The sequence below is a fragment of the Leucobacter sp. Psy1 genome (assembly GCF_020096995.1).
In the GTDB taxonomy this organism is placed as follows: Bacteria; Actinomycetota; Actinomycetes; order Actinomycetales; family Microbacteriaceae; genus Leucobacter.
Window position 1 is genome coordinate 1,726,608 of the sequence record NZ_CP083692.1, and the last position, 20,869, is coordinate 1,747,476.

The 20,869-nt window shown below is 67.8% G+C and carries 23 protein-coding genes; 16 read left to right on the forward strand and 7 right to left on the reverse strand.

Going from position 1 to position 20,869, the window contains the following annotated elements; all coding sequences use genetic code 11:
• The first annotated feature begins 41 nt into the window (after positions 1-41).
• The 3 genes from K8P10_RS08035 to K8P10_RS08045 all read left to right on the forward strand — a co-directional run bounded on the left by K8P10_RS08035 (position 42) and on the right by K8P10_RS08045 (position 4,247).
• Positions 42-974: a heme o synthase gene (locus tag K8P10_RS08035; RefSeq protein ID WP_224778434.1), complete on the forward strand. Its 933-nt coding sequence runs from the start codon at positions 42-44 to the stop codon at positions 972-974.
• Positions 975-1,249: 275 nt separating this feature from the next.
• A complete protein-coding gene (locus tag K8P10_RS08040; RefSeq protein ID WP_224781239.1) occupies positions 1,250-3,061 on the forward strand; it encodes an amino acid transporter in 1,812 nt (603 codons plus the stop codon).
• Between the two features lie 34 nt (positions 3,062-3,095).
• Positions 3,096-4,247: a PLP-dependent aspartate aminotransferase family protein gene (locus tag K8P10_RS08045; protein ID WP_224778435.1), complete on the forward strand. Its 1,152-nt coding sequence runs from the start codon at positions 3,096-3,098 to the stop codon at positions 4,245-4,247.
• On the opposite strand, the gene K8P10_RS08050 is transcribed toward K8P10_RS08045, so the two are convergent.
• On the reverse strand, positions 4,234-5,142 hold the full coding sequence (locus tag K8P10_RS08050) for a heme A synthase (protein WP_224778436.1): 909 nt from the start codon (positions 5,140-5,142) through the stop codon (positions 4,234-4,236). The genes K8P10_RS08045 and K8P10_RS08050 overlap by 14 nt on opposite strands.
• Positions 5,143-5,405: 263 nt before the next feature.
• On the opposite strand from K8P10_RS08050, the gene sufB reads away from it, so the two are divergent.
• The 6 genes from sufB to K8P10_RS08080 all read left to right on the forward strand — a co-directional run bounded on the left by sufB (position 5,406) and on the right by K8P10_RS08080 (position 11,246).
• Positions 5,406-6,824, forward strand: a complete 1,419-nt coding sequence (gene sufB / locus K8P10_RS08055; RefSeq protein WP_224781240.1) for a Fe-S cluster assembly protein SufB — start codon at positions 5,406-5,408, stop codon at positions 6,822-6,824.
• Positions 6,824-8,029 (forward strand): Fe-S cluster assembly protein SufD, encoded by a 1,206-nt coding sequence (sufD, locus tag K8P10_RS08060; RefSeq protein ID WP_224778437.1) that lies wholly within the window; start codon positions 6,824-6,826, stop codon positions 8,027-8,029. The genes sufB and sufD overlap by 1 nt, the downstream gene beginning before the upstream one ends.
• A gap of 3 nt (positions 8,030-8,032) precedes the next feature.
• Complete coding sequence (locus K8P10_RS08065) at positions 8,033-8,365, forward strand: non-heme iron oxygenase ferredoxin subunit (protein ID WP_224778438.1); 333 nt, start codon at positions 8,033-8,035, stop codon at positions 8,363-8,365.
• Entirely contained in the window at positions 8,362-9,123 is a 762-nt protein-coding gene (sufC, locus tag K8P10_RS08070; protein WP_224778439.1) for a Fe-S cluster assembly ATPase SufC, read from the forward strand. Before K8P10_RS08065 ends, sufC begins: the two co-directional genes overlap by 4 nt.
• A 47-nt stretch (positions 9,124-9,170) precedes the next feature.
• The gene (locus K8P10_RS08075) at positions 9,171-9,515 is read left to right on the forward strand and encodes a metal-sulfur cluster assembly factor (protein ID WP_224778440.1); all 345 of its coding nucleotides are present in this window, start codon (positions 9,171-9,173) and stop codon (positions 9,513-9,515) included.
• 132 nt (positions 9,516-9,647) lie between these two features.
• A complete protein-coding gene (locus K8P10_RS08080) occupies positions 9,648-11,246 on the forward strand; it encodes an ABC-F family ATP-binding cassette domain-containing protein (protein WP_305069225.1) in 1,599 nt (532 codons plus the stop codon).
• A gap of 24 nt (positions 11,247-11,270) precedes the next feature.
• Here the strand turns inward: K8P10_RS08080 and K8P10_RS08085 are convergent, their stop codons facing one another.
• From K8P10_RS08085 to K8P10_RS08100, 4 genes are read right to left on the reverse strand one after another with little or no spacing between them, the layout of a single operon-like run.
• Positions 11,271-12,077: an ion transporter gene (locus K8P10_RS08085; protein WP_224778441.1), complete on the reverse strand. Its 807-nt coding sequence runs from the start codon at positions 12,075-12,077 to the stop codon at positions 11,271-11,273.
• Positions 12,070-12,969, reverse strand: coding sequence for an SURF1 family protein (locus K8P10_RS08090; protein ID WP_224778442.1), 900 nt, complete (start codon positions 12,967-12,969; stop codon positions 12,070-12,072). Before K8P10_RS08090 ends, K8P10_RS08085 begins: the two co-directional genes overlap by 8 nt.
• Positions 12,966-13,217, reverse strand: a complete 252-nt coding sequence (locus K8P10_RS08095; RefSeq protein WP_224778443.1) for a hypothetical protein — start codon at positions 13,215-13,217, stop codon at positions 12,966-12,968. The genes K8P10_RS08090 and K8P10_RS08095 overlap by 4 nt, the downstream gene beginning before the upstream one ends.
• Entirely contained in the window at positions 13,214-13,666 is a 453-nt protein-coding gene (locus tag K8P10_RS08100; protein WP_224778444.1) for a DUF3099 domain-containing protein, read from the reverse strand. The genes K8P10_RS08095 and K8P10_RS08100 overlap by 4 nt, the downstream gene beginning before the upstream one ends.
• Positions 13,667-13,780: 114 nt before the next feature.
• Between K8P10_RS08100 and fabG the strand changes: the two genes are divergently transcribed.
• Positions 13,781-14,491, forward strand: a complete 711-nt coding sequence (fabG, locus tag K8P10_RS08105) for a 3-oxoacyl-ACP reductase FabG (RefSeq protein ID WP_224778445.1) — start codon at positions 13,781-13,783, stop codon at positions 14,489-14,491.
• Here fabG and serB read toward each other — a convergent pair.
• Positions 14,488-15,141, reverse strand: coding sequence for a phosphoserine phosphatase SerB (gene serB / locus K8P10_RS08110; protein WP_224778446.1), 654 nt, complete (start codon positions 15,139-15,141; stop codon positions 14,488-14,490). The two genes, fabG and serB, sit on opposite strands and share 4 nt — an antisense overlap.
• A gap of 38 nt (positions 15,142-15,179) precedes the next feature.
• Between serB and K8P10_RS08115 the strand changes: the two genes are divergently transcribed.
• Both K8P10_RS08115 and K8P10_RS08120 read left to right on the forward strand, forming a co-directional pair.
• The gene (locus K8P10_RS08115; protein WP_224778447.1) at positions 15,180-15,965 is read left to right on the forward strand and encodes an ABC transporter ATP-binding protein; all 786 of its coding nucleotides are present in this window, start codon (positions 15,180-15,182) and stop codon (positions 15,963-15,965) included.
• A gap of 98 nt (positions 15,966-16,063) precedes the next feature.
• Positions 16,064-16,312, forward strand: a complete 249-nt coding sequence (locus K8P10_RS08120) for a type B 50S ribosomal protein L31 (protein WP_224778448.1) — start codon at positions 16,064-16,066, stop codon at positions 16,310-16,312.
• Positions 16,313-16,360: 48 nt separating this feature from the next.
• Here K8P10_RS08120 and K8P10_RS08125 read toward each other — a convergent pair whose 3' ends face one another.
• A complete protein-coding gene (locus K8P10_RS08125) occupies positions 16,361-17,059 on the reverse strand; it encodes an exonuclease domain-containing protein (protein WP_224778449.1) in 699 nt (232 codons plus the stop codon).
• Between the two features lie 97 nt (positions 17,060-17,156).
• Here K8P10_RS08125 and K8P10_RS08130 point away from each other — a divergent pair, with 97 nt between their 5' ends.
• The 4 genes from K8P10_RS08130 to K8P10_RS08150 all read left to right on the forward strand — a co-directional run bounded on the left by K8P10_RS08130 (position 17,157) and on the right by K8P10_RS08150 (position 20,823).
• The gene (locus tag K8P10_RS08130) at positions 17,157-18,074 is read left to right on the forward strand and encodes an alpha/beta fold hydrolase (protein ID WP_224778450.1); all 918 of its coding nucleotides are present in this window, start codon (positions 17,157-17,159) and stop codon (positions 18,072-18,074) included.
• Complete coding sequence (locus K8P10_RS08135) at positions 18,071-18,952, forward strand: RNA methyltransferase (protein WP_224778451.1); 882 nt, start codon at positions 18,071-18,073, stop codon at positions 18,950-18,952. The genes K8P10_RS08130 and K8P10_RS08135 overlap by 4 nt, the downstream gene beginning before the upstream one ends.
• A gap of 195 nt (positions 18,953-19,147) precedes the next feature.
• Complete coding sequence (locus K8P10_RS15430) at positions 19,148-19,813, forward strand: transglycosylase family protein (protein WP_305069226.1); 666 nt, start codon at positions 19,148-19,150, stop codon at positions 19,811-19,813.
• Between the two features lie 194 nt (positions 19,814-20,007).
• Positions 20,008-20,823: a phosphatase PAP2 family protein gene (locus K8P10_RS08150; protein WP_224778452.1), complete on the forward strand. Its 816-nt coding sequence runs from the start codon at positions 20,008-20,010 to the stop codon at positions 20,821-20,823.
• The last annotated feature ends 46 nt before the right edge of the window (positions 20,824-20,869 follow it).

Consider the following 20,869-nt stretch of genomic DNA (forward strand, 5'->3'; position numbering starts at 1 on the left):
ACCCTGCCCAGCCTACAGGGGAGCACGGTAGGATGGACATGATGTCCACCGAGATTCCCACCTCATCCGCGGTTCGCGCGACTCCCGCCCGTCCGACCTTCGGTCGCACGCTGAAAGCCTACGTCGCACTCACGAAACCGCGTGTCATGGAGCTGCTGCTCGTCGTCACGGTTCCGGCGATGATCCTGGCGCAGCAGGGTCTGCCGAATCTCTGGCTCGTCGTCGCCACCCTCATCGGCGGCGCTATGAGCGCCGGTTCGGCCGGCGCGTTCAACTGCTACCTCGACCGCGACATGGACCGCAAGATGCGGCGCACGAAGAATCGCCCGCTGGTGACGGGCGAGATCTCCGACCGCAGCGCGCTCGTCTTCGCCTGGGTGCTCGGCGCGGCCTCCATCGTGTGGTTGTACGCCACCACGAACTGGGTCGCCGCGGCGCTCTCCGCAGCCGCGATCTTCTTCTACGTCGTCGTCTACACGCTCCTCCTGAAGCGTCACAGCGAGCAGAACATCATCTGGGGCGGTATCGCGGGCTGCTTCCCGGTCCTCATCGGGTGGGCGGCTGTCACGGGAGACGTCGGCTGGCCCGCGTGGGCGTTCTTCCTCATCATCTTCCTTTGGACTCCGGCGCACTACTGGCCGCTCTCCATGCGGTACCGCGAGGATTACGCAGCCGCTGGGGTGCCGATGCTCGGCGTCGTCCGCGGACGGGTGACCGTCGGCCTGCAGATCATCCTCTACGCGTGGGCGACGGTGGCCTCGAGTCTGCTGCTGATCCCTGCCGCCGGAATCGGATGGGTTTACACCATCGTGGCCGTGCTGTCCGGGGCGTACTTCATCCTGCAGGCGCATCGCCTGTACGGCAGCGCCATCCGCGGGCAGGAGGGCAAGCCGATGCAGGTCTTCCACGGCTCGATCTCTTATTTGTCGATCCTCTCGATCGCCATCGCCGTCGATCCGCTGCTTCCGTTCTGATCGCTGCGCGCCAGACCCGGTCGCGATTGAGTCGAGCGATACTGGGGGATCGCTGAGAGATTCCTCGTCTCACGGCAGACTCGGGGAGTGCCGACCCGCCTGAGGCGTACTGTGACGCTGTGATCACGAACGATGTCGTCGGACAAACCTCGACGGCCGCGCCCGCAGGGCCCGTCCGCAGGTGGCTCCTCGCCTCCACGGTCGAGGACCCGGGGAGTCACACAGGCCCCCACGGCCGCCCGCGACCCGACCGTGGCCGCCCCTGGTGGCAGGTGATGTGCCTCACCGGTGTCGACTACTTCTCGACGCTCGGCTACCAGCCCGCGCTGGCCGCAGTCGCCGCAGGGGCGATCGCACCGGTGGCGACGATCGTGCTCGTGCTCGTGACGTTGTGCGGCGCGCTTCCGGTCTACCGACGCGTCGCCCGCGAGAGCCCGAACGGCACGGGCTCACTCGCCATGCTCGCAGCGCTCTTCCCGCACTGGCGCGGCAAGCTCATCGTCCTCGTGCTCCTCGGGTTCGTCGCGACGGACTTCATGATCACGATGACGCTTTCGGCGGCTGACGCCACGGCTCACCTGGTAGAAAATCCGGCCGTCGCTCGGATGTTGGGAACTTCCGAGTCCGGCGCGACCCGGGTAGGGGAGGGGCCGCTCGGCATCGTCATCACCATCGGGTTCCTCACGGCGCTCGCACTGGTGTTCCTGCGCGGGTTCGCGGAGGCGATCCGGCTCGCGTCGGTGCTCGTCGCGCTCTTCCTCGCACTCAACGCCGTCGTGATCGCCGTCTCGCTCGGTCAGCTCGCAGCGCAGCCGCCGGTCGTCACCGACTGGTGGAGCACGCTGACAACTCAGCACGGCGACCCCTGGCTCGTCGTGGCGATCGCCCTGCTCGTCTTCCCGAAACTCGCACTCGGTCTGTCCGGTTTCGAGACGGGCGTCGCCGTGATGCCGCAGATCCGCGGCGACCGGATCGCCGGCGCGCGCAAACTCCTCGCCACCTCCGCCGCGATCATGAGCGTCTTCCTGGTCACCTCGTCCCTCGTCACGGTCACGCTCATCCCCGCGAGCGCGTTCGGCCCGGATGGCGAAGCACACGGTCGCGCGCTCGCCTACCTCGCCCATCAGTATCTGGGCGAGGGTTTCGGCAGCGTCTATGACGCGACGACGATCGCGATCCTCTGGTTCGCCGGGGCATCGGCGCTCGCCGGTCTCATCAACGTCGTCGGCCGCTATCTGCCTCACTACGGCATGGCTCCGGCGTGGACCAGAGCCACACGTCCACTCGTGCTCGTCCTCCTCGGCGTCGCCATCCTCGTCACCCTGGCATTCGGCGGAAGCGTCGAAGCCCAGGGTGGGGCCTACGCCACGGGCGTGCTCGTACTCATCTGCTCGGCCGCTCTGGCGGTCACCGTCTCGGCGCACCGCGCAGGGCACCGCACAGCCGCCCGCGTCTACGGCGGGATCACAGCGGTGTTCGCTTATACGGCGGGCGCGAACATCATCGAGCGCCCCGACGGCATCAAAGTCGCCGCCTGCTTCATCGCGGGCATCCTCGTCGTGAGCGCCGTCTCCCGCATCGCCAGATCGACCGAACTTCGCGCGACTGCCGTCCACCTCGATGACGCGGCGCGCGGCCTCGTCGCGGGACCGGCGGATCAGCCGCTGCTGCTCATCGCGCACGATCCACGCGACTGCACAGCCGAACGGTATCGCGCGAAGCTCAGTCACGCCGAGGCGGCTCACGGACTCTGCGGGGCCGGTGCGATCTTCCTGGAAGTGTCCGTTCCCGACAGCTCCGAGTTCGAGCAGGAGCTGATGGTGCACGGCACCCATCGTCACGGGTACCCGGTGCTCGAGGTCAGCGGCCCGACGGTCCCCAACGCGCTTGCCGCGGTCGCACTGAGCCTCAGGGACGCCTCCGGCAGAAAGCCCCACCTCTTCTTCCGCTGGACCGAGGGGAACCCGGTGCTCGAGGGACTCCGGTTCTTCCTGCTCGGCGAGGGCGAGATTGCTGCCGTGACCCGTGAAGTGCTTCGCGCAGCTGAGCATGATCCGACGCGCAGACCCTGGGTGCACGCCGCGTAGCGCCGGTGCGTTTCTCTCGCGCTAATCTGGGCGCATGCACCCTGAGGAATCCGCGCACACCGACACCAGGCTCGTCGCACTCGGCCGTCCGGTCGCCGAGAACGCCGCCGCTCTGAATCCGCCGATCGTGCTCACATCGACGTTCCGGAGCGCCGGTGATCCGGAGGAGGGGGACCGCGTGTACGCGCGCTACTCCAACCCGACCTGGGAACCGCTCGAGGCGGCGATCGCCGATCTCGAGGGCTCCGAGGTCCCCGGCCTGGCATACGCCTCGGGCATGGCGGCCGTCGCGGCGGCCTTTTCGCTGGTGCCCGTCGGCGGGACCGTCGTCGTCCCGAGCGCCTCCTACAACGGCACCATCGGACTCGCGCGCGAACTCTCTGCAGGCGGTGCGCTCGTGCTCCGCGAGATCGACCCGCTCGATCTCGCTGCTACGGAAGCGGCCCTCGACGGAGCCGACCTCCTGTGGATCGAATCGCCGACGAACCCGATGCTCGACGTCGTCGACCTGCCTGCGCTCGTCGCGGCCGCTCGGGAGCGCCGGGTGACGGTCGTCGTCGACAACACCTTCAGCACCCCGCTCCGACAGCGACCGCTGCTCGTTGGCGCGGACGTGGTGGTCCACTCGGCGACGAAGTACATCTCCGGCCATTCCGACGTGGTGCTCGGCCTCCTCATCGCCCGCGATGCGGATGTGCGCGAGCGACTGCTGCGCCAGCGGACCCTGCACGGCGCGATCCCCGGCCCGTTCGAGGCATGGCTCGCGCTGCGCGGGCTGCGCACGCTCGCCCTGCGCCTCGACCGCTCCGAGGCGAATGCGCACGAGCTCGCCCGGCGCCTTGAACACCACCCGGCACTGGCTCGGGTACGGTACCCCGGCTTGCCCGCCGATCCGAATCACGAGCGCGCGAGGGCGCAACTCGACGGGTACGGCGCGGTGGTCTCGATCGAGCTCGACTCGGTGGAGCGCGCCGACGCCGTTGTCTCGGCACTGCGCGTCTTCACCCCGGCGACGAGTCTCGGCGGCGTCGAATCTCTCGTCGAGCGCCGGAGGCGGCACCCTGCGGAGCCCCGCGAAGTGCCAGCCGGACTGATCCGCCTGAGCATCGGCATCGAGCACGTCGACGATCTCTGGCGAGACCTTGAGCAGGCACTCGAGTACGCGACGGGGACTACGGGAGACTGACCTCGGCGACCGGGCGCTTCACGCGAAGCACATTGAGCGTCATTGTCGCCGCCGTCAGTGCGGCGAGCACCATGTGGATACCGACGGCGAGCGGGGGGAGTCCGGCATTGGCCTGGTAGATGCCGACCGCGATCTGCACGAGCAGCAGCGCGAGCAGCAGCGAGGCGGACGGCAGGGTCCTCAACCGTCTCGCCGAGGACCAGGCGACCAGCACGATCACCAGCACGAGCGTGATGTAGCCCGGCCAGGCGTGAAGGTGGCTCAGCAGCGTCGCGTCGAAGCCGTCGCGCACCACCGTCTCGTCGCCCGAATGCGGGCCGTTGCCGGTGGTGAGCACGCCCATGAAGACGATGATGGCCATGAACAGCGTCGTGACGTGGGTGAGGATCGCGTACCCCTTCGGAACCGCCCGCGCTCGGGCGCCGCCCGGCTCGCGCATCCGCACGAGGTACGCGGCGGTGACGCACACGATGATGAGCGACACGGTGTAGTGGAAGCCGACGAGCACGGCATCGAGCCGCTCCCACACAACGATTCCGCCGACGACGGCCTGCAGCGCCACCAGCACGAGCACCACGATCGAGATCGCGAAGAGATCACGACGCTCCCGGCGGATGCGGAAGCTCAGGATCACGACGAGGATCGCGGCGAGCAGCAGCGGACCGCTGATCGTGCGATTGCCGAACTCGATCAATCCGTGAATGCCCATCTCCGGCGTGGGCGTCAGCGATCCCGGCACGCACGAGGGCCACTCACTGCACCCGAGACCCGATCCGGTGAGGCGTACCGCACCACCTGTAGCGATAATCGTCACGTTCAGAATGAACGAGATCCACGCCGTCACGGACAGGAATCGACCGATATGCGGGCGCGTCGCGACTGAGGGTGATGACACCGAGGCTCCTCTCGAGGCACGGCATTCCCAGGAGATCATCCGAGAGTCCCTCACTATTTCGCGAGGAAATCTGTAGAATGGGAAGCTGTGGTTGCGTTCCGTGGCCCCGAGGTTCGGGCAAGATCCCGAAGCACCGGAGCCCGTTCGCATCCAGAATACTGCACCGCTGCAGGGAGCTCGACGAGTACTGGGCCGATCCCGCTGATGCGGGCCGACCCGGTGGAGCCGGCTCCCGCAGCGGGAACGATCGAGGGATGGAAACGATGCCAGAGGTGCTGATTGATCGGCCAGAGCTTGAGAGCCTGGGCCAGTACGAGTTCGGGTGGCACGACGCCGATGAGGCGGGTGCCATCGCTAAGCGCGGCCTCAGCGAGCAGGTCGTGCGCGAGATCTCCGAGCTCAAGAACGAGCCGGAGTGGATGCTGCAGCGACGCCTGAAGGCCCTGCAGATCTTCGGCCGCAAGCCGATGCCGACGTTCGGCGCCGATCTCTCCGAGATCGACTTCGACAACATCAAGTACTTCGTGCGCTCCACGGAGAAGCAGGCCACCACTTGGGAGGACCTGCCCGAGGAGATCAAGAACACGTACGAGAAGCTCGGCATCCCCGAGGCGGAGCGCCAGCGCCTCGTTGCCGGCGTCGCGGCTCAGTACGAGTCGGAGGTCGTCTACCACCAGATCCGCGAGGATCTCGAGGAGCAGGGCGTGCTCTTCCTCGACACCGACACGGCGCTGCGCGAGCACCCGGAGATCTTCGAGGAGTACTTCGGGACCGTCATTCCATCGGGCGATAACAAGTTCGCCGCGCTCAACACCGCCGTGTGGTCGGGCGGCTCATTCGTCTACGTGCCGAAGGGCGTCCACGTCGAGATTCCGCTCCAGGCCTACTTCCGCATCAACACGGAGAACATGGGCCAGTTCGAACGGACGCTCATCATCGCCGACGAGGACAGCTACGTCCACTACATCGAGGGCTGCACGGCCCCGATCTACAAGTCGGACTCGCTGCACTCCGCCGTCGTCGAGATCGTCGTGAAGAAGAACGCCCGCGTGCGCTACACGACGATCCAGAACTGGTCGAACAACGTCTACAACCTCGTCACGAAGCGCGCCGTCGCGGAAGAGGGTGCGACGATGGAGTGGGTCGACGGCAACATCGGCTCCAAGGTGACCATGAAGTACCCCTCGATCTTCCTCACGGGTGAGCGCGCCAAGGGCGAGACGCTGTCGGTGGCTTTCGCCGGCCCCGGACAGCACCAGGACGCCGGTGCGAAGATGATCCACCTGGCGCCCCACACCAAGTCCTCGATCCTCTCGAAGTCGATCGCGCGCGGAGGCGGGCGCACCGGCTATCGCGGTGAGGTCCGCGTCGATGCCAACGCGCATCACGCCGCGAACTCCGTGGTCTGCGACGCCCTGCTCGTCGACACCATTTCGCGCAGCGACACGTACCCCGCGATCGACATCCGCACCGACGATGCCGTGCTCGGCCACGAGGCGACGGTGTCGCGGGTGAGCGAGGAGCAGCTCTTCTACCTGATGAGCCGCGGGCTGGCCGAAGAAGAGGCCATGGCGATGATCGTGCGCGGCTTCATCGAGCCGATCGCACGCGAGCTGCCCATGGAGTACGCACTCGAACTGAACAAGCTCATCGAGATGGGCATGGAAGGATCCGTCGGATAATGACCGAAGCTGTCGCAACGAAGACTGCGGAGACCCCGGGCGGCACCGCCCAGCACGGACTGCAGGCGCACTCGGACGGCGGGTGGGATTTCGGCGCTCCGGTGCAGACGCGCTCCGCGCGTTTCACCTCGACGGATGTCGCTGATTTCCCCGCCGTGACGGGGCGCGAGGGGAACTGGAAGTTCACCCCGGTGGCCGAGCTCGGCACGCTGCTCGACGGTGTCCTCGACGGTTCGCAGCCGAGCGATGACGCCTCGTCGATCGAGGGCCTCTCACTCGAGTGGATCGATGGTGACTCCGAGCTCATCGGACGCGCCGGAACGCCCGAGGACCGGGCGGCCGCGAATGCCTGGACCCACTTCGAGAAGGCGCTGTACGTGAACGTCAGCGGAGAGCACGACGAGGCCCTTACGCTCGACCGTCGCGGATTCGGCACCGAGGCGCGCGCGGCACACACCGTCATCGAGGCGGCGCCGCGCTCGAACGCCGTCGTGATCCTGAAGCACACCGGCCCCGCACACCTCACCGAGAACGTTGAGGTCGTCGTCGGAGAGGGTGCGCAGCTCACCCTCGTGTCGGTGCAGCAGTGGGACGAGGGCGCGATTCACCTCTCGAGCCACTTCGCCCAGGTCGGGCGCGACGCGAGCCTCAAGCACATCGTCGTCTCGCTCGGCGGCGGCATCGTTCGCGTGAACCCCACGATCCACCTCGATTCCGAGGGCGGCAACGGCGAGGCGCTCGGCGCATACTTCGCCGATGCCGGTCAGCACTTGGAGCACCAGGTCTACATGGACCACAATGCCCCGCACACCCGCAGCCGGGTCACCTACAAGGGTGCGCTCCGCGGCGAGGGCGCGCACACCGTGTGGATCGGCGACGTGCTCATCCGCAACAGCGCGAGCGGCACCGACAGCTACGAGCAGAACCGCAACCTCGTGCTCTCCGAGGGCACGCGCGCGGATTCGATCCCGAACCTCGAGATCGAGACCGGCGACATCGCCGGAGCCGGTCACGCCTCGGCCACCGGCCGGTTCGATGACGAGCACCTGTTCTACCTGCAGAGCCGCGGCATCTCCGAGGAGGAGGCGCGTCGACTCGTCGTGCGCGGCTTCCTGCTCGAGGTCATCCAGCAGATCGGTGAGCCCGACATCGAGGCGCAGCTCCAGGCCGCGATCGAGGCCGAGCTCTCCGAAAGCGCCGCGTAAGCCGTGGCCCGACAGAAGGCACTCGCACTGAGCGACCTCGTCCAGGACCAGGCGACGCGCGTCGTCATCGACGATGTTCCGATCGCCGTCGTGCTCGACAGCGAGGGATCGGTCCACGCCATCGGCGACACCTGCAGCCACGGGCAGATCAGCCTGGCCGAAGGGTTCGTCGAGGGCGACACGCTCGAGTGCTGGGCGCACGGCTCGGCATTCTCCCTCTGCACCGGTATCCCGCAGAACCTGCCGGCGTACGAGCCGGTTCCCGTCTATGTCGTCGAGATCGTCGACGGCGATGTGTACATCGACCCCAACGTTACGAAAGAGATTCAACAATGACCTCCGTTCTGGAAATCAAGGACCTGCATGTCAGCGTCGAGACCGATCAGGGGAGCAAGCAGATCCTGAAGGGCGTGAACCTCACGCTGCGTCAGGGTGAGACTCACGCCATCATGGGCCCGAACGGCTCGGGCAAGTCCACGCTCGCCTACGCGATCGCCGGCCACCCCCGGTACACCGTCGACAGCGGCTCGATCCTGCTCGACGGCGAAGAGGTGCTCGAGATGGGCGTCGACGAGCGGGCTCAGGCCGGTCTGTTCCTCGCCATGCAGTACCCGGTCGAGATCCCCGGCGTGACCAACGCCAACTTCCTCCGCACCGCCAAGACGGCGATCGAGGGCGAGGCTCCGGCGATCCGCACCTGGATGAAGGACGTCAAGGGCGCCATGGAGAATCTGCGCATGGACTCCTCCTTCGCCGAGCGCAACGTGAACGAGGGCTTCTCGGGCGGCGAGAAGAAGCGCAACGAGATCCTGCAGCTCGAACTGCTGAAGCCGGCCTTCGCCGTGCTCGACGAGACCGACTCCGGCCTCGACGTCGACGCGTTGAAGATCGTCGCGGAGGGCGTGAACCGCGCGAAGGAGAACACGGGGCTCGGCGTGATGCTCATCACGCACTACACCCGGATCCTCCGCTACATCAAGCCCGACTTCGTGCACGTCTTCGTGAACGGCCGCGTCGCGGAAGAGGGCGGCCCCGAGCTCGCCGATCGCCTCGAGGAAGAGGGCTATGACCGCTTCCTCACCCCGGCGGCGTAGACTCGTCGACGCGAGTTCCGCAGCCGAATCCATCCGAGGAGGACCGCATGAGTGAGACCATTCCGGCCACGTCGATCGCCCCCGAGTTCCGGGAGCAGGCGATCGAGGCGCTGAAGGACGTCGCCGACCCCGAACTCGGCGTGAACATCGTCGACCTCGGCCTCATCTACGACCTCGCGTTCGACGAGGAGCATGACGCGCTCGTCATCAGCATGACGCTGACGAGCGCCGGCTGCCCGCTCACGGACGTGATCGAGAACGACATCGCCGAGGCGCTCGACGGCCTGGTCACGGCCTTCCGCATCAACTGGGTGTGGATGCCGCCGTGGACGCCCGAGCGGATCACCGATGACGGGCGCGATATGATGAGGGCTTTGGGGTTCGCCATCTAAGAGGGTTCGCCCGGCACCCAGCCCCGCCCCACCCCCGCAGATTCGGGTCAGTTCGGCACAGTGTTGCGCACGCGCACCCTGTCGAACTGACCCGAATCTGCGTGTGAACACTGTTTTTGAGGAGAACGTTCCGTGATTATCGTCGAGGACCTCGCGATCGACGTCGGCGCACGCCGACTCATGTCCGAGGTGTCGTTCCGCGTGAACCCCGGTGACAAGATCGGGCTCGTCGGGCGCAACGGCGCAGGGAAGACGACGCTCACGCGAACCCTCTCCGGGGAGCTCCAGCCCGCGGAGGGATCCGTCTCGGTGAAGGGGGAGCTCGGCTTCCTCCCGCAGGACACGCGGACAGGGGACCCCGAGCAGCTCGCCCGACACCGCATTCTCGACGCGCGCGGTCTCGGATCGCTGACGAAGAACATCGCCCGCGCCACCGAGGAGATGGGCTCTGACGATCCCGCGAAGGCCGAGAAGGCGATGAAGCGCTTCGGATCGCTCACGGACCGGTTCCAGGCTCTCGGTGGATACTCGGCCGAGGCAGAAGCCGCCTCGATCTCGCACAACCTCGGGCTGCCCGACCGAATCCTGGATCAGCCGCTGAAGACGCTTTCGGGCGGCCAGCGTCGCCGTATCGAGCTGGCGAGGATCCTGTTCTCCGATGCCGACACCATGATCCTCGACGAGCCGACGAACCACCTCGACGCCGATTCGATCGTGTGGCTCCGGGAGTTTCTCAAGAGCTACAAGGGCGGCGTGATCGTGATCTCCCACGACATCGACCTCGTCGGCGAAACCGTGAACCGGGTCTTCTACCTCGACGCGAACCGTCAGGTCATCGACGTCTACAACATGGGCTGGAAGCTCTACCAGCGCCAGCGCGCCGCCGACGAGGAGCGCCGTCGCAAAGAACGCGCCAACGTCGAGAAGAAGGCCTCAGCCCTCAAGGATCAGGCGGCGAAGTTCGGGGCGAAGGCCTCGAAGGCGGCCGCTGCACATCAGATGGTGGCGCGCGCCGAGCGGATGCTCTCCGGCCTCGAGGACGAGCGCCAGGTCGAGCGGGTCGCGAAGCTCCGCTTTCCCGAGCCATCGCCCTGCGGCAAGACGCCGCTGCAGGCGGAGGGGCTCTCGAAGTCCTACGGGTCGCTCGAGATCTTCGCGGGAGTCGATCTCGCCATCGACCGCGGTTCGAAAGTCGTGGTCCTGGGGTTGAACGGCGCGGGCAAGACCACGCTGCTGCGCCTCCTCGCCGGCGTCGACGAGCCCGACACGGGAGGCATCGTCGCCGGGCACGGGTTGAAGGTCGGGTACTACGCCCAGGAGCACGAGACGCTCGATCACCGTGCGACGATCCTGCAGAACATGGTGTCGGTCTCCCAGCATCTGACGGAGACCGAGGCGCGGAAGGTACTCGGCTCGTTCCTCTTCACGGGGGATGACGTGCACAAGCCGGCCGGCGTGCTCTCAGGCGGCGAGAAGACGCGACTCGCTCTGGCGATGCTCGTGGTGTCGAGCGCCAACGTCCTGCTGCTCGACGAGCCGACGAACAACCTGGACCCCGCGAGCCGCGAGGAGATCCTGGACGCGCTCGCGCACTTCTCGGGCGCCGTCGTACTCGTGTCGCACGATCAGGGCGCCGTCGAATCGCTCAACCCGGAGCGGGTGCTCATCATGCCTGAGGCCACCGAGGACCACTGGTCGAAGGATTACCTCGAGCTCATCGAGCTGGCGTAAAGGAGCGGTCGGGGGCCGTCGCGCTTAGGAGCGCCGTTCTTCGAGTCGCGTCAGCTGAGCGCGGAGCTCCCGAACTTCTGCGAGTATCTCCGGCGTGTGGTCGTGCTCCTCGAGCTCCTCGGTCTGGATCCGGTTCATACCCTCGACGACGACCGCGACGAAGAGGTTCAACAGGATCACAGCGCCGATCAGCGAGAACCCGACGAAGTAGGCCCACACCCACGGGTGGTTCGTTGCCAGCGGAACGACGACATCGGCCCAGCCGTCGCCGATGACGATGCGGTAGAGCGAGACGAACGTGCGGCCCAGGTCGCCGTAGTTCACGGGGTCCAGCGGTGCGAACAGCGTCGTCGACGCCACCGCGAAGACGTAGAGGACCATCAGGAAGAGGCCGCCCATCGATAGGATGCCAGGGATGGACGCGACGAGTGCGTTGACGACCATGCGCATCGACCGGACCGCCGAGAGCAGACGGAACACCCGGAGCAGGCGCAGCAGCCGCAGCGCCGCGCTCGTTGAGCTCGCAGGCACCAGGGCGGCGATGACGACGACGAAGTCGAAGATGTTCCACCCGTCGGTGAAGAAGCGCCAGCCGTAGGCGTAGATGCGCAGTGCGAGCTCGATCGCGAAGATCGCGATCACGACGGCATTGATCGTCGTCAGCACCGAGCCGTGGGCCGCCAGCACCGCCGGGTAGGTCTCGAGTCCGAGGATCACGGCGTTGAAGACGATGAGCGCGATGATGGCGCGCTGGAAGCCCTTCCGCTCGACCAGTCGACGCACGCCGACGCGCACGCGCGCCCCGGGACGGGGGACCGTCGGCTCACCCATCGAGGATCGCATCCTCCTCGTCGGCGTCGGTCGGGCCGCGACGACGACGCCGCTCCTCGCGACGACGGTCCTGGCGATCGACCTCAGAACTGCCGGCGTTGAGGTTGCGGTACTCCTGACGGGCGGCGTAGACGACGCCGGAGACGGCGATCACGATGAATACGTACCACTGGAGGGCGTAGGAGAGGTGCGGGCCCTCATCCCGCTCGGGGGGCGCGGGGAGGACCCCGTGGTCACCGGCCGGGGCCTCCGCGACGAGCATGCCGTATGCCGCGATGTAACTCGAGTCCTCGGCGTCCGCCAGTTGCGCGAGTTCCGGAAGGTCGATGCTGCCAACGGTCTGGCCTACGGTACTCCTGCCGGGAACCTCCGGCTCGCTCGCTCGCAGGCGCGCTTCGACGGTGACCTCTCCCTCCGCAGGAACGGGGATCTGATCGGGCGTCGTGCCGTCTGCGCCGACGGGCGCCCATCCGCGATCGACGAAGAACACGTCGCCGCTCTCGGTCAGCAGCGGCTGGATGAGGGCGACGCCCACCCCCTCGGGACCCGGGCGGTTCCGAGCCAGGAACGTGTCACCGAGGTATTCGCCGGTGACTTCTACGGTGCGCCACTTCTGCACCCCGTCGTCGTAGCTGTCGAGCGTCGGCAGCTCATCACCCAGCGGCACCGCCGGAGCCCCATAGTTCGCGTCGATACGCGCGATCTCGGCTCGCGCTTCGGCGCGACGGTCGAACTGCCAGTCGGCGAGCAACACGCAGGCGACGGCGAACACCAGCAGCATGGCGTAGTAGCCGATCCAGCGACGGCTCCGGAGGAACGACCACCCGACGGGGTCGCCGTGTTCGGGTTCGCGCTCGCGAGCGTGCACCGTCTCGGGGGGAGCCGTGGTCATGCGTCCTCCAGATCATCGACGGGAACGACGCGCAGGGGAAAGTCCCTCGCCGACAGGAAAGCGACGAGGGTCTCGCGGTGGTCTGCGCACGCCAGCCACGTCTTCCGCCGCTCGGGGGAGTGGATCTTGGGGTTCCGCCAGAGGAGCGCCACGTCGGCGCGCGCGGTGCACCCGGCACGCGAACAGGTGAAGCGCTCATCGGGATCTCCACCGAGGACGCCCCCCAGCGGTCCGCCGAGTCCGCTCACGAGACCGTTCCCTGCGGGCCGTCAGGGCGGTCGGGTCCATTCGGTCCCGGTCCCGGTCCTGGTCCCGGTCCTGGTGCTGGCTCCGTTCCGGCGGGCGACGTCGGTTCGGCACGGCGGTGGGCGTCTGCGTCGATCACGATCGTCACGCCGGAGGGGCGCGGGGACGTATCAGACGCCTGCTCGGGCGGCATGAGCTCGGCCGGGCTCGGCGCCTCCGGCCTGCTGCCGTCCGTCGTCGGCCCGACGGCGTTGCCGACCATCACCGCGAGGTAGGGGAGCACCACTGCTCCGACGATGCAGACGATCGCCCAGAACCAGCTGCGGACGAAGAAGAGCGACGCCACGCAGACGAGACGCAACGCCATCGAAGTGAAGTAGAAGCGCATACGGTGCGCGCGATCCTCGGCTGCCGACTGGCCCGCCGATGTCACGCTGTAGCTCCTAGCCATGTGCCCCTTCTCGATCGTCCGTCGTCCAGCCTACGCCGGACGGCTGGGGAGGTGCACCGAACACGACGAACTCTCCTCTAGGCTGGATGCGACAACCCGACGGAAGGACGCCCCATGACGACTCCCCGCACCGTGCTGATCACGGGTGGCAACCGCGGCATCGGCTATGCGATCGCCGAGCGCATGATCGCCGACGGGCACCGTGTCGCCGTGACCTCGCGCTCCGGAGAGGGGCCAGCCGGGGCCCTCACGGTCCGCGCAGAGATGACCGACGCGGCCTCCATCGACGCGGCGTTCTCCGAGATCGAGGCCGAGCTCGGCCCCGTGGAGGTCGTGGTCGCGAACGCCGGGATCACGAAGGACACGCTGCTGCTCCGCATGAGCGAGGAGGAGTTCACGAGCGTGATCGACACCAACCTCACCGGCACCTTCCGGGTCGTGAAGCGCGCCGCGAAGGGCTTGCTGAAGGGACGATTCGGCCGCGTGATCCTGCTCTCGAGCGTTGTGGCGCTCTACGGTTCGCCCGGGCAGATCAACTACTCCTCGTCGAAGGCCGCGCTCGTCGGTTTCGCGCGTTCGCTCACGCGCGAGCTCGGCGCCCGCAACATCACCGCCAACGTGATCGCGCCGGGCTTCATCGAGACCGACATGACCGCGGCACTGCCCGAGGAGCAGCAGGCCCAGTACCGCGCTTCGATCCCCGCGGCGCGCTTTGGCACGGTCGAGGAGATCGCCGGGGTCGCGTCGTGGCTCGCCGGCGATGACGCCTCCTACGTCTCAGGGGCCGTGATCCCCGTTGACGGCGGCCTCGGCATGGGCCACTAGGCAGTCAGGCGGTCCAGCAGCGGGATCACGAGCGCGAGGTCGTCCTCGATGGAGACGTCGGCGCGCTCGCGAACCACGGGCTTCGCGTTGTAGGCCACTGAGAGTCCGGCGATCGCCATCATCTCGAGATCGTTGGCGCCATCGCCGATCGCGACGGTCGCCTGGAGCGGGATCCCCGCCGCGTCCGCCCACTCGCTGAGCGCATCGGCCTTCGCCGTCGCGTCGATCACGGGACCGACGGTGCGGCCGGTGAGCCGGCCGTCGCGCACCTCGAGACGGTTCGCACGCCAGTGATCGAGACCGAGATCCTCCGCCAGCGGGTCGAGCACCTCGTGGAAGCCGCCGGACACGACGCCCACTACGCCGCCGCGGGCGTGGACCTCGGCGATGAGTGCCTCGATCCCCGCGGATCGTCGCACGCGACGGTAGGTGTCGGCGAACACCGACTCCTGGGTGCCTGCCAGCGTCGCCACGCGCTCCGCGAGGCTCTCGGCGAAGTCGAGCTCGCCGCGCATGGCGCGCTCGGTCACGGCGGCCACCTTCTCACGGGAACCGGCTGCATCTGCGAGCAGTTCGATCACCTCATCGCGGATGGTCGTGGAGTCGCAGTCGAGAACAACGAGTGGGCGCGAGGAGGCGGCGTCAGGCATGACTCAAGTGTAGGCGGCGGAGGGGTAGGCTGGAGGCCATGGTCAACGTGCTGCGCTTCTCCGACGTCACCTATGTCCGCAACGGCCGCTCGATCCTCGCGGGCGTCGACTGGAACGTGGAGAGCGATCAGCGCTGGGTGATTCTCGGCCCGAACGGGGCGGGCAAGACCACTATGCTCAAGCTCGCGACGACGGGGGACTACCCGACGACAGGAACCGTCGACATCCTCGACGAGCGTCTCGGGAAGGTCGACATCTTCGAGCTGCGCACGCGCATCGGCTTCGCGGGTTCGGCCACGGCGAAGCGGATTCCCGAGAGCGAGACCGTACGCGACGTGGTCCTGACCGCCGCCTACTCCGTCGAGGGGCGCTGGAACGAGGCGTACGAGGCTATCGATGTCAGGCAGGCGGACCGGATTCTGGCGGAGTGGGGTCTCTCATCACTGGCCGACCACCGATTCGGCACCCTGAGCGATGGGGAGCGGAAGCGGGCGATGATCGCGCGCGCGGTGATGACCGACCCCGAGATGCTGCTGCTCGACGAGCCCAGTGCGAGCCTGGACCTCGGAGCCCGCGAGAATCTGCTGCAGATGCTCTCGGGGTTCGCCGCGTCGCCGATGTCGCCGGCCATGGTGATGGTGACGCACCACGTCGAAGAGATCCCTCCGGGCTTCACCCACGCGCTGCTCCTGCGGGATGGCAGAGTCCAGGCCGCAGGCCCGCTCGCCGACACGCTGACGGCGGAGCACCTCGAAACCACGTTCGGCATGCCATTCGACCTCACTGTGCGGGATGGACGATACGCCGCCGTGGCGCGCGTGTGAGACGAGCACCACTCTGCTACGATAGATCTTTGGTGCGACATCGCTTCGCAACACGCGCATCATCCGATCGCGCCCACGAACCAACCTGAAGGACAGCCATGCAGACCGACATCCACCCCGAGTACAACGCCATCGTGTTCCGTGACTTGGCGTCGGGCGAGACGTTCCTCACCCGTTCGACCCGCACGAGCGACAAGACGATCGAGCTCGACGGCACCACGTACCCGGTGATCGACGTCGAGATCTCCAGCGCATCGCACCCGTTCTACACGGGCAAGCAGCGCATCATGGACTCGGCCGGTCGCGTCGAGAAGTTCAACAAGCGCTTCAAGGGCTTCGGCGCCTAAGCACCGACCCTCACCGGAGCCCGCAGGGCTCTGGCGGGAACCCCTCGTTCACCGGAGCGGCCACCCGCCCTCCGCGACGAACGAGGGGTTTTTCGTGCGCCGCATGTACGCCTGGAAGTTCTCGGCCTGGTCGCGCGCCCACTCCACCTGGCGGCGGTGCAGTTCATCGAGGTCGGCGGGGATCACGTCGACGAACTTCTCGGTGAGCCGGTGCAGCACGCGTCCCGCGGCAATGGCGTCGTCACCCGCGTCGTGCGCCTGTCCGATGTCGACGCCGTAGTGCGCCGCGACGGCCGTCAGGGTCCGCTTGCCGCGTCGGAAGCGGTCGAACTGCTTGTCCAGGATGAGCGGGTCGATCACCGGCGCGATGGTCTCCGGCCAGGCGATCCCGTACCGATGCGCCTCTGCGCGCAGCAGCGAGAGATCGAACGGCGCGTTGTAGGCGACGATCGGGAACCCGCGGGCGAGCATCTCGGTCACCCGTTCCACGATCTGCGCGATCCCCACCTCCGCGTGGATGCCGCTCGTCCGGGCGACGTCGGTGGAGATACCGTGCACCTGCACGGCGGGGAGAGGGATCTCGACACCGGGATCCAGGAGCCAGTCGTATCGTTCCGCGATCTCTCCGTCGCGGTTCAGCAGCGCGATAGCCGCCGTGACGATGCGCGCTTCACGGGGATCGACGCCGGTGGTTTCGGTGTCGAAGACGGCGATGCGCTCGGCCCACAGGGGGAGATGACTGGTCACTCTGGTTCCTTCCGGTCCCGTCCAGGCTATCGGCATCCGACGCACCGGATGGACGCGGCCCGGCGCTCCTGCCAGCCGCGCTGAGTACGATTGCCTGGTGACTGACGCACCGCCAGACCTCCTGATCCCGACACTGGGCACCACGACGCGCGCGTGGACCGCCGGACCCGACGACGGCGCGCCGCTCATCCTGGTCCACGGCTTCCGGGGCGATCACCACGGTCTCGACGGCATCGGGCACGCGATCGCCGAACTGGTGCCAGAGGTCCGGATCCTGGTACCCGACCTTCCCGGCTTCGGCGCCACCCCGGCGGTTCCCGGGCGAACCCACGACCTCGCCCTCTACGGGGAGTGGCTGCGCGCCTTCGCGACTGCGACCGCTCCGGAAGGATACGGGGTGCTCGGCCACTCCTTCGGCTCGCTCGTCGTCGCAGAAGCGATCGATCAGGGGCTGGCGCCCGGGCGTGCGGTCCTCGTCAACCCGATCTCGGCACCGGCCCTCGAAGGGCCGAACGCACCGATGACCCGCCTCGCCACCGTGTACTACCGCGCGGCCCGTGCACTGCCCGAGGCCGGAGCGCGGCGACTGCTCGGCAATCCCGCCATCGTGCGCCTCATGAGCGAGGTCATGGCGAAGACGCGTGACCGGCAGCTCCGCGCGTGGATCCACGACCAGCACGACCGGTATTTCAGTGTGTTCGCGGATCCCGCGACGCTGCTCGAGGCATTCCAGGCCTCCGTCTCCCACACCGTGACCGAGGTCGCCGAGGCGTTCACGATGCCCACACTCGTCGTGGCGGGGGAGCGGGACGACCTCTCGACCCCGGTCGATCAACTGGGACTGGTGCGTCGCCTTCCCGACGCACGCTTGCGCGTGATCCCCGGCGCCGGTCATCTCGTGCACTACGAAGCGGTCGCCGACACGGCGGCGTGGACGGCGGCCTTCCTCCGCGAGACGCAGCGGACGACCGCGGCGGCGCACGACTGCGAGCAGACGGGGGAGGAGCGAGAGTGAGGATCGAGCGCGTTCATGATCTCGACGCTCCCGAGCTCGCCGACTACACGCGGCTCACCGATGTCGCGCTCCGACGGGTGCGCGAGCCGGAGGAGGGGCTCTACCTCGCCGAGTCGACGAAGGTGATCGGTCGTGCCCTGCGCGCCGGGCACCGGCCGCGCTCCGTGCTGCTCCTCGAGGAGTGGATTCCCCGCGTTGAGGGGCTCCTCGACGCGTATCCCGACGTACCCGTCTACGTCGGGAGCTCTGAGCAGCTGGAGCGACTGACCGGTTTCCATTTGCATCGCGGGGCGATCGCCTCGATGCACCGCCCGGCGCTCCGCGACCCGGCCGAGCTGATCTCCGCGGTGCGTCGCACGGGTCACCCTGCGGATGAGTCCCCGGGCGACGACGGGGCCCGCTCGCGCATCGCCGTGCTCGAGAATCTCGCCGATCACGCCAACGTGGGCTCCTGCTTCCGGAACGCTGCGGCGATGGGGTTCGATGCCGTGCTCGTCACGCCCAGCTGCGCCGATCCACTGTATCGTCGCTCAGTGCGCGTCTCGATGGGGACCGTGTTCCAAGTGCCGTGGACACGGATCGATGCATGGCCGCGCGGCGGCGTCGAGCTGCTGCAGGAGCTCGGATATGCCGTCGCGGGCATGACATTGGGGGAGGGAGCGATCTCCCTGGACGAGCTCGTCGCGGAGGACCACCGCGACCTGGCCCTCGTGTTCGGCTCGGAGGGCCATGGGCTCCAGGCCGCCACGGATCACCGTCTCGACCGGCGTGTGACGATTCCCATGATGGGCGGCGTCGACTCTCTGAACGTCGCCGCCTCGTCGGCCGTCGCGTTCTATGCGACCCGTGATCCCCGCGCGGGGGAGCCGCGCGCCTGAATGCCGGTCGAGTACCGGCTGACAAGATGCTGGACGGATTTGTTATCTGTTCGTGACCTTGCGTAGTGTGGCGTGCTGAACCGCGAAGGATCGCCGTCACACTCGCCCCGCATCCTTCGTTCCATGATTCCGATTGGCATCGGTCGGGCGAGAGCAGCGCAGGTCGCGGCTCGACGGGGCCCCAGGAGTTCACACATGGCTTTCACTACCACCGAGCACACCAGCAGCTTCGCCTCCCGCTTCTCGCGCGGCGGCCTCCTCGCCGTCGGCGCGATCACCCTCGCGGCCGGGGCAGCTCTGGTTCCGTCTGCCGCAAACGCGGCCGACGATTCGAAGTGGGACGCCGTCGCAGAGTGCGAGTCCGGCGGCAACTGGGCGACGGACACTGGCAACGGGTACTCCGGCGGCCTGCAGTTCAACCAGGGCACCTGGGAGGCGAATGGCGGCACGGGCAACCCGGCCGACGCGTCGCGCGGCGAGCAGATCCGCGTCGCCGAGAACGTGCTCGACTCGCAGGGCTGGGGCGCATGGCCCACCTGCGGCGGGCAGGGCGGAGGGGGCGGCGCAGCTGCGCCGGCCGCCGAGCAGGCACCGCAGCAGGCACCGGTCGAGACCACCTGGACCGAGGCGGCTCCCGCCGAGCAGGCACCCGCAGGGGAGCAGGCTCCGGCCCTCGATCTGCCCGACGTGAGCCCCTCCGACGAGACCTACACCGTGAAGGAGGGCGACACGCTCGCCAGCATCGCGGAGGATCAGGGCATCGAGAGCGGCTGGCTCGGCCTCTTCGCCGTGAACCAGGACACGCTCGCGAGCGCCGACCTGATCGTCACGGGTCAGGATCTGGTCCTGCCCGCCGAGTAGTTCAGGGCGGAGCCGCCGCGGGTGGGCCGGGGATGCACTCCCGGCCCACCCGCGGCGTTTCTGTGCGGGGGAGGAGCACGCCCCGCACACGACTCCCACCAGTCCGGCCCCGGCGGCAACACAGCGAATTGTCCCGCGAGGACAGTACATTGATGGATGATGAGCACGAGAGCACGCCACGGGGGGAGTCGCGTATGAGCACGGGGGCCGTCACCCAGGTACTCCGCGCGCAGGGAAGGAGCGCGAGCCGTTCCCGCGCGCTGCTCATCGCCGTCCTCTCCGCGGTCGTCGGCATCTCGTCGTACATCGTCGGCGTCCGCAGCGCGATCGGACAGCGTGCGGAGGCACTCGTCCTCGGTGAGGCCGTGTTCAGCACGACGCCGCCCGCGCCGCTCAACCTCGTGTCGATCCCGAGCGTCGCCGTCGTCTTCCTGCTCCTCGGCTTCGTGGCGTTCCTGGTGCACGGGCCGATCCGCGCGATCGGCGTCACCGTCGTACCCGCGATCGGCATCGTCGCAGCCCAGTTCTTGAAGCAGCAGTTCCTCATCAGACCGGGGCTGTTCGAGCTCGACGCACCCAACACGTTCCCCAGCGGACACATGTCGATTTTTGTGCTCTTCGTGGCCGCATGCATCTGGACCGTCCCGGACCGCGCACGCGCCGTCGTCGCGCTCGGCGGGTCGGCGCTCATGGGCGTCGTCGCCTGGCAGCTGCTCGAGTACGGCTGGCACCGGCCGAGCGATGTGCTCGGAGCCATGATGCTCGGCGTGCTGACGTTCGCCGTCATGACGATCGTCGCGCCAATCCGGATGTCGCGTCGGCCTTCAGGGATCGTCGCGGTGCGCGTGATCCTGATCGGCGTCGGCATGTTGCTCGTCGTCGCAGCGCTGGTCGTCGCCGCATCGACATTCTGGGTCGAGACCGCCGGACTCATGATCCTCGCCGGAAGCCTCGGGGCAATCGGTGCTGCAGCACTGAGCGGTCAAGCACTCATTACGCTCAGTTCATAGGCGCGAATCCGCGCACACGTCTTCGCGTTGATAATGTATATTATGT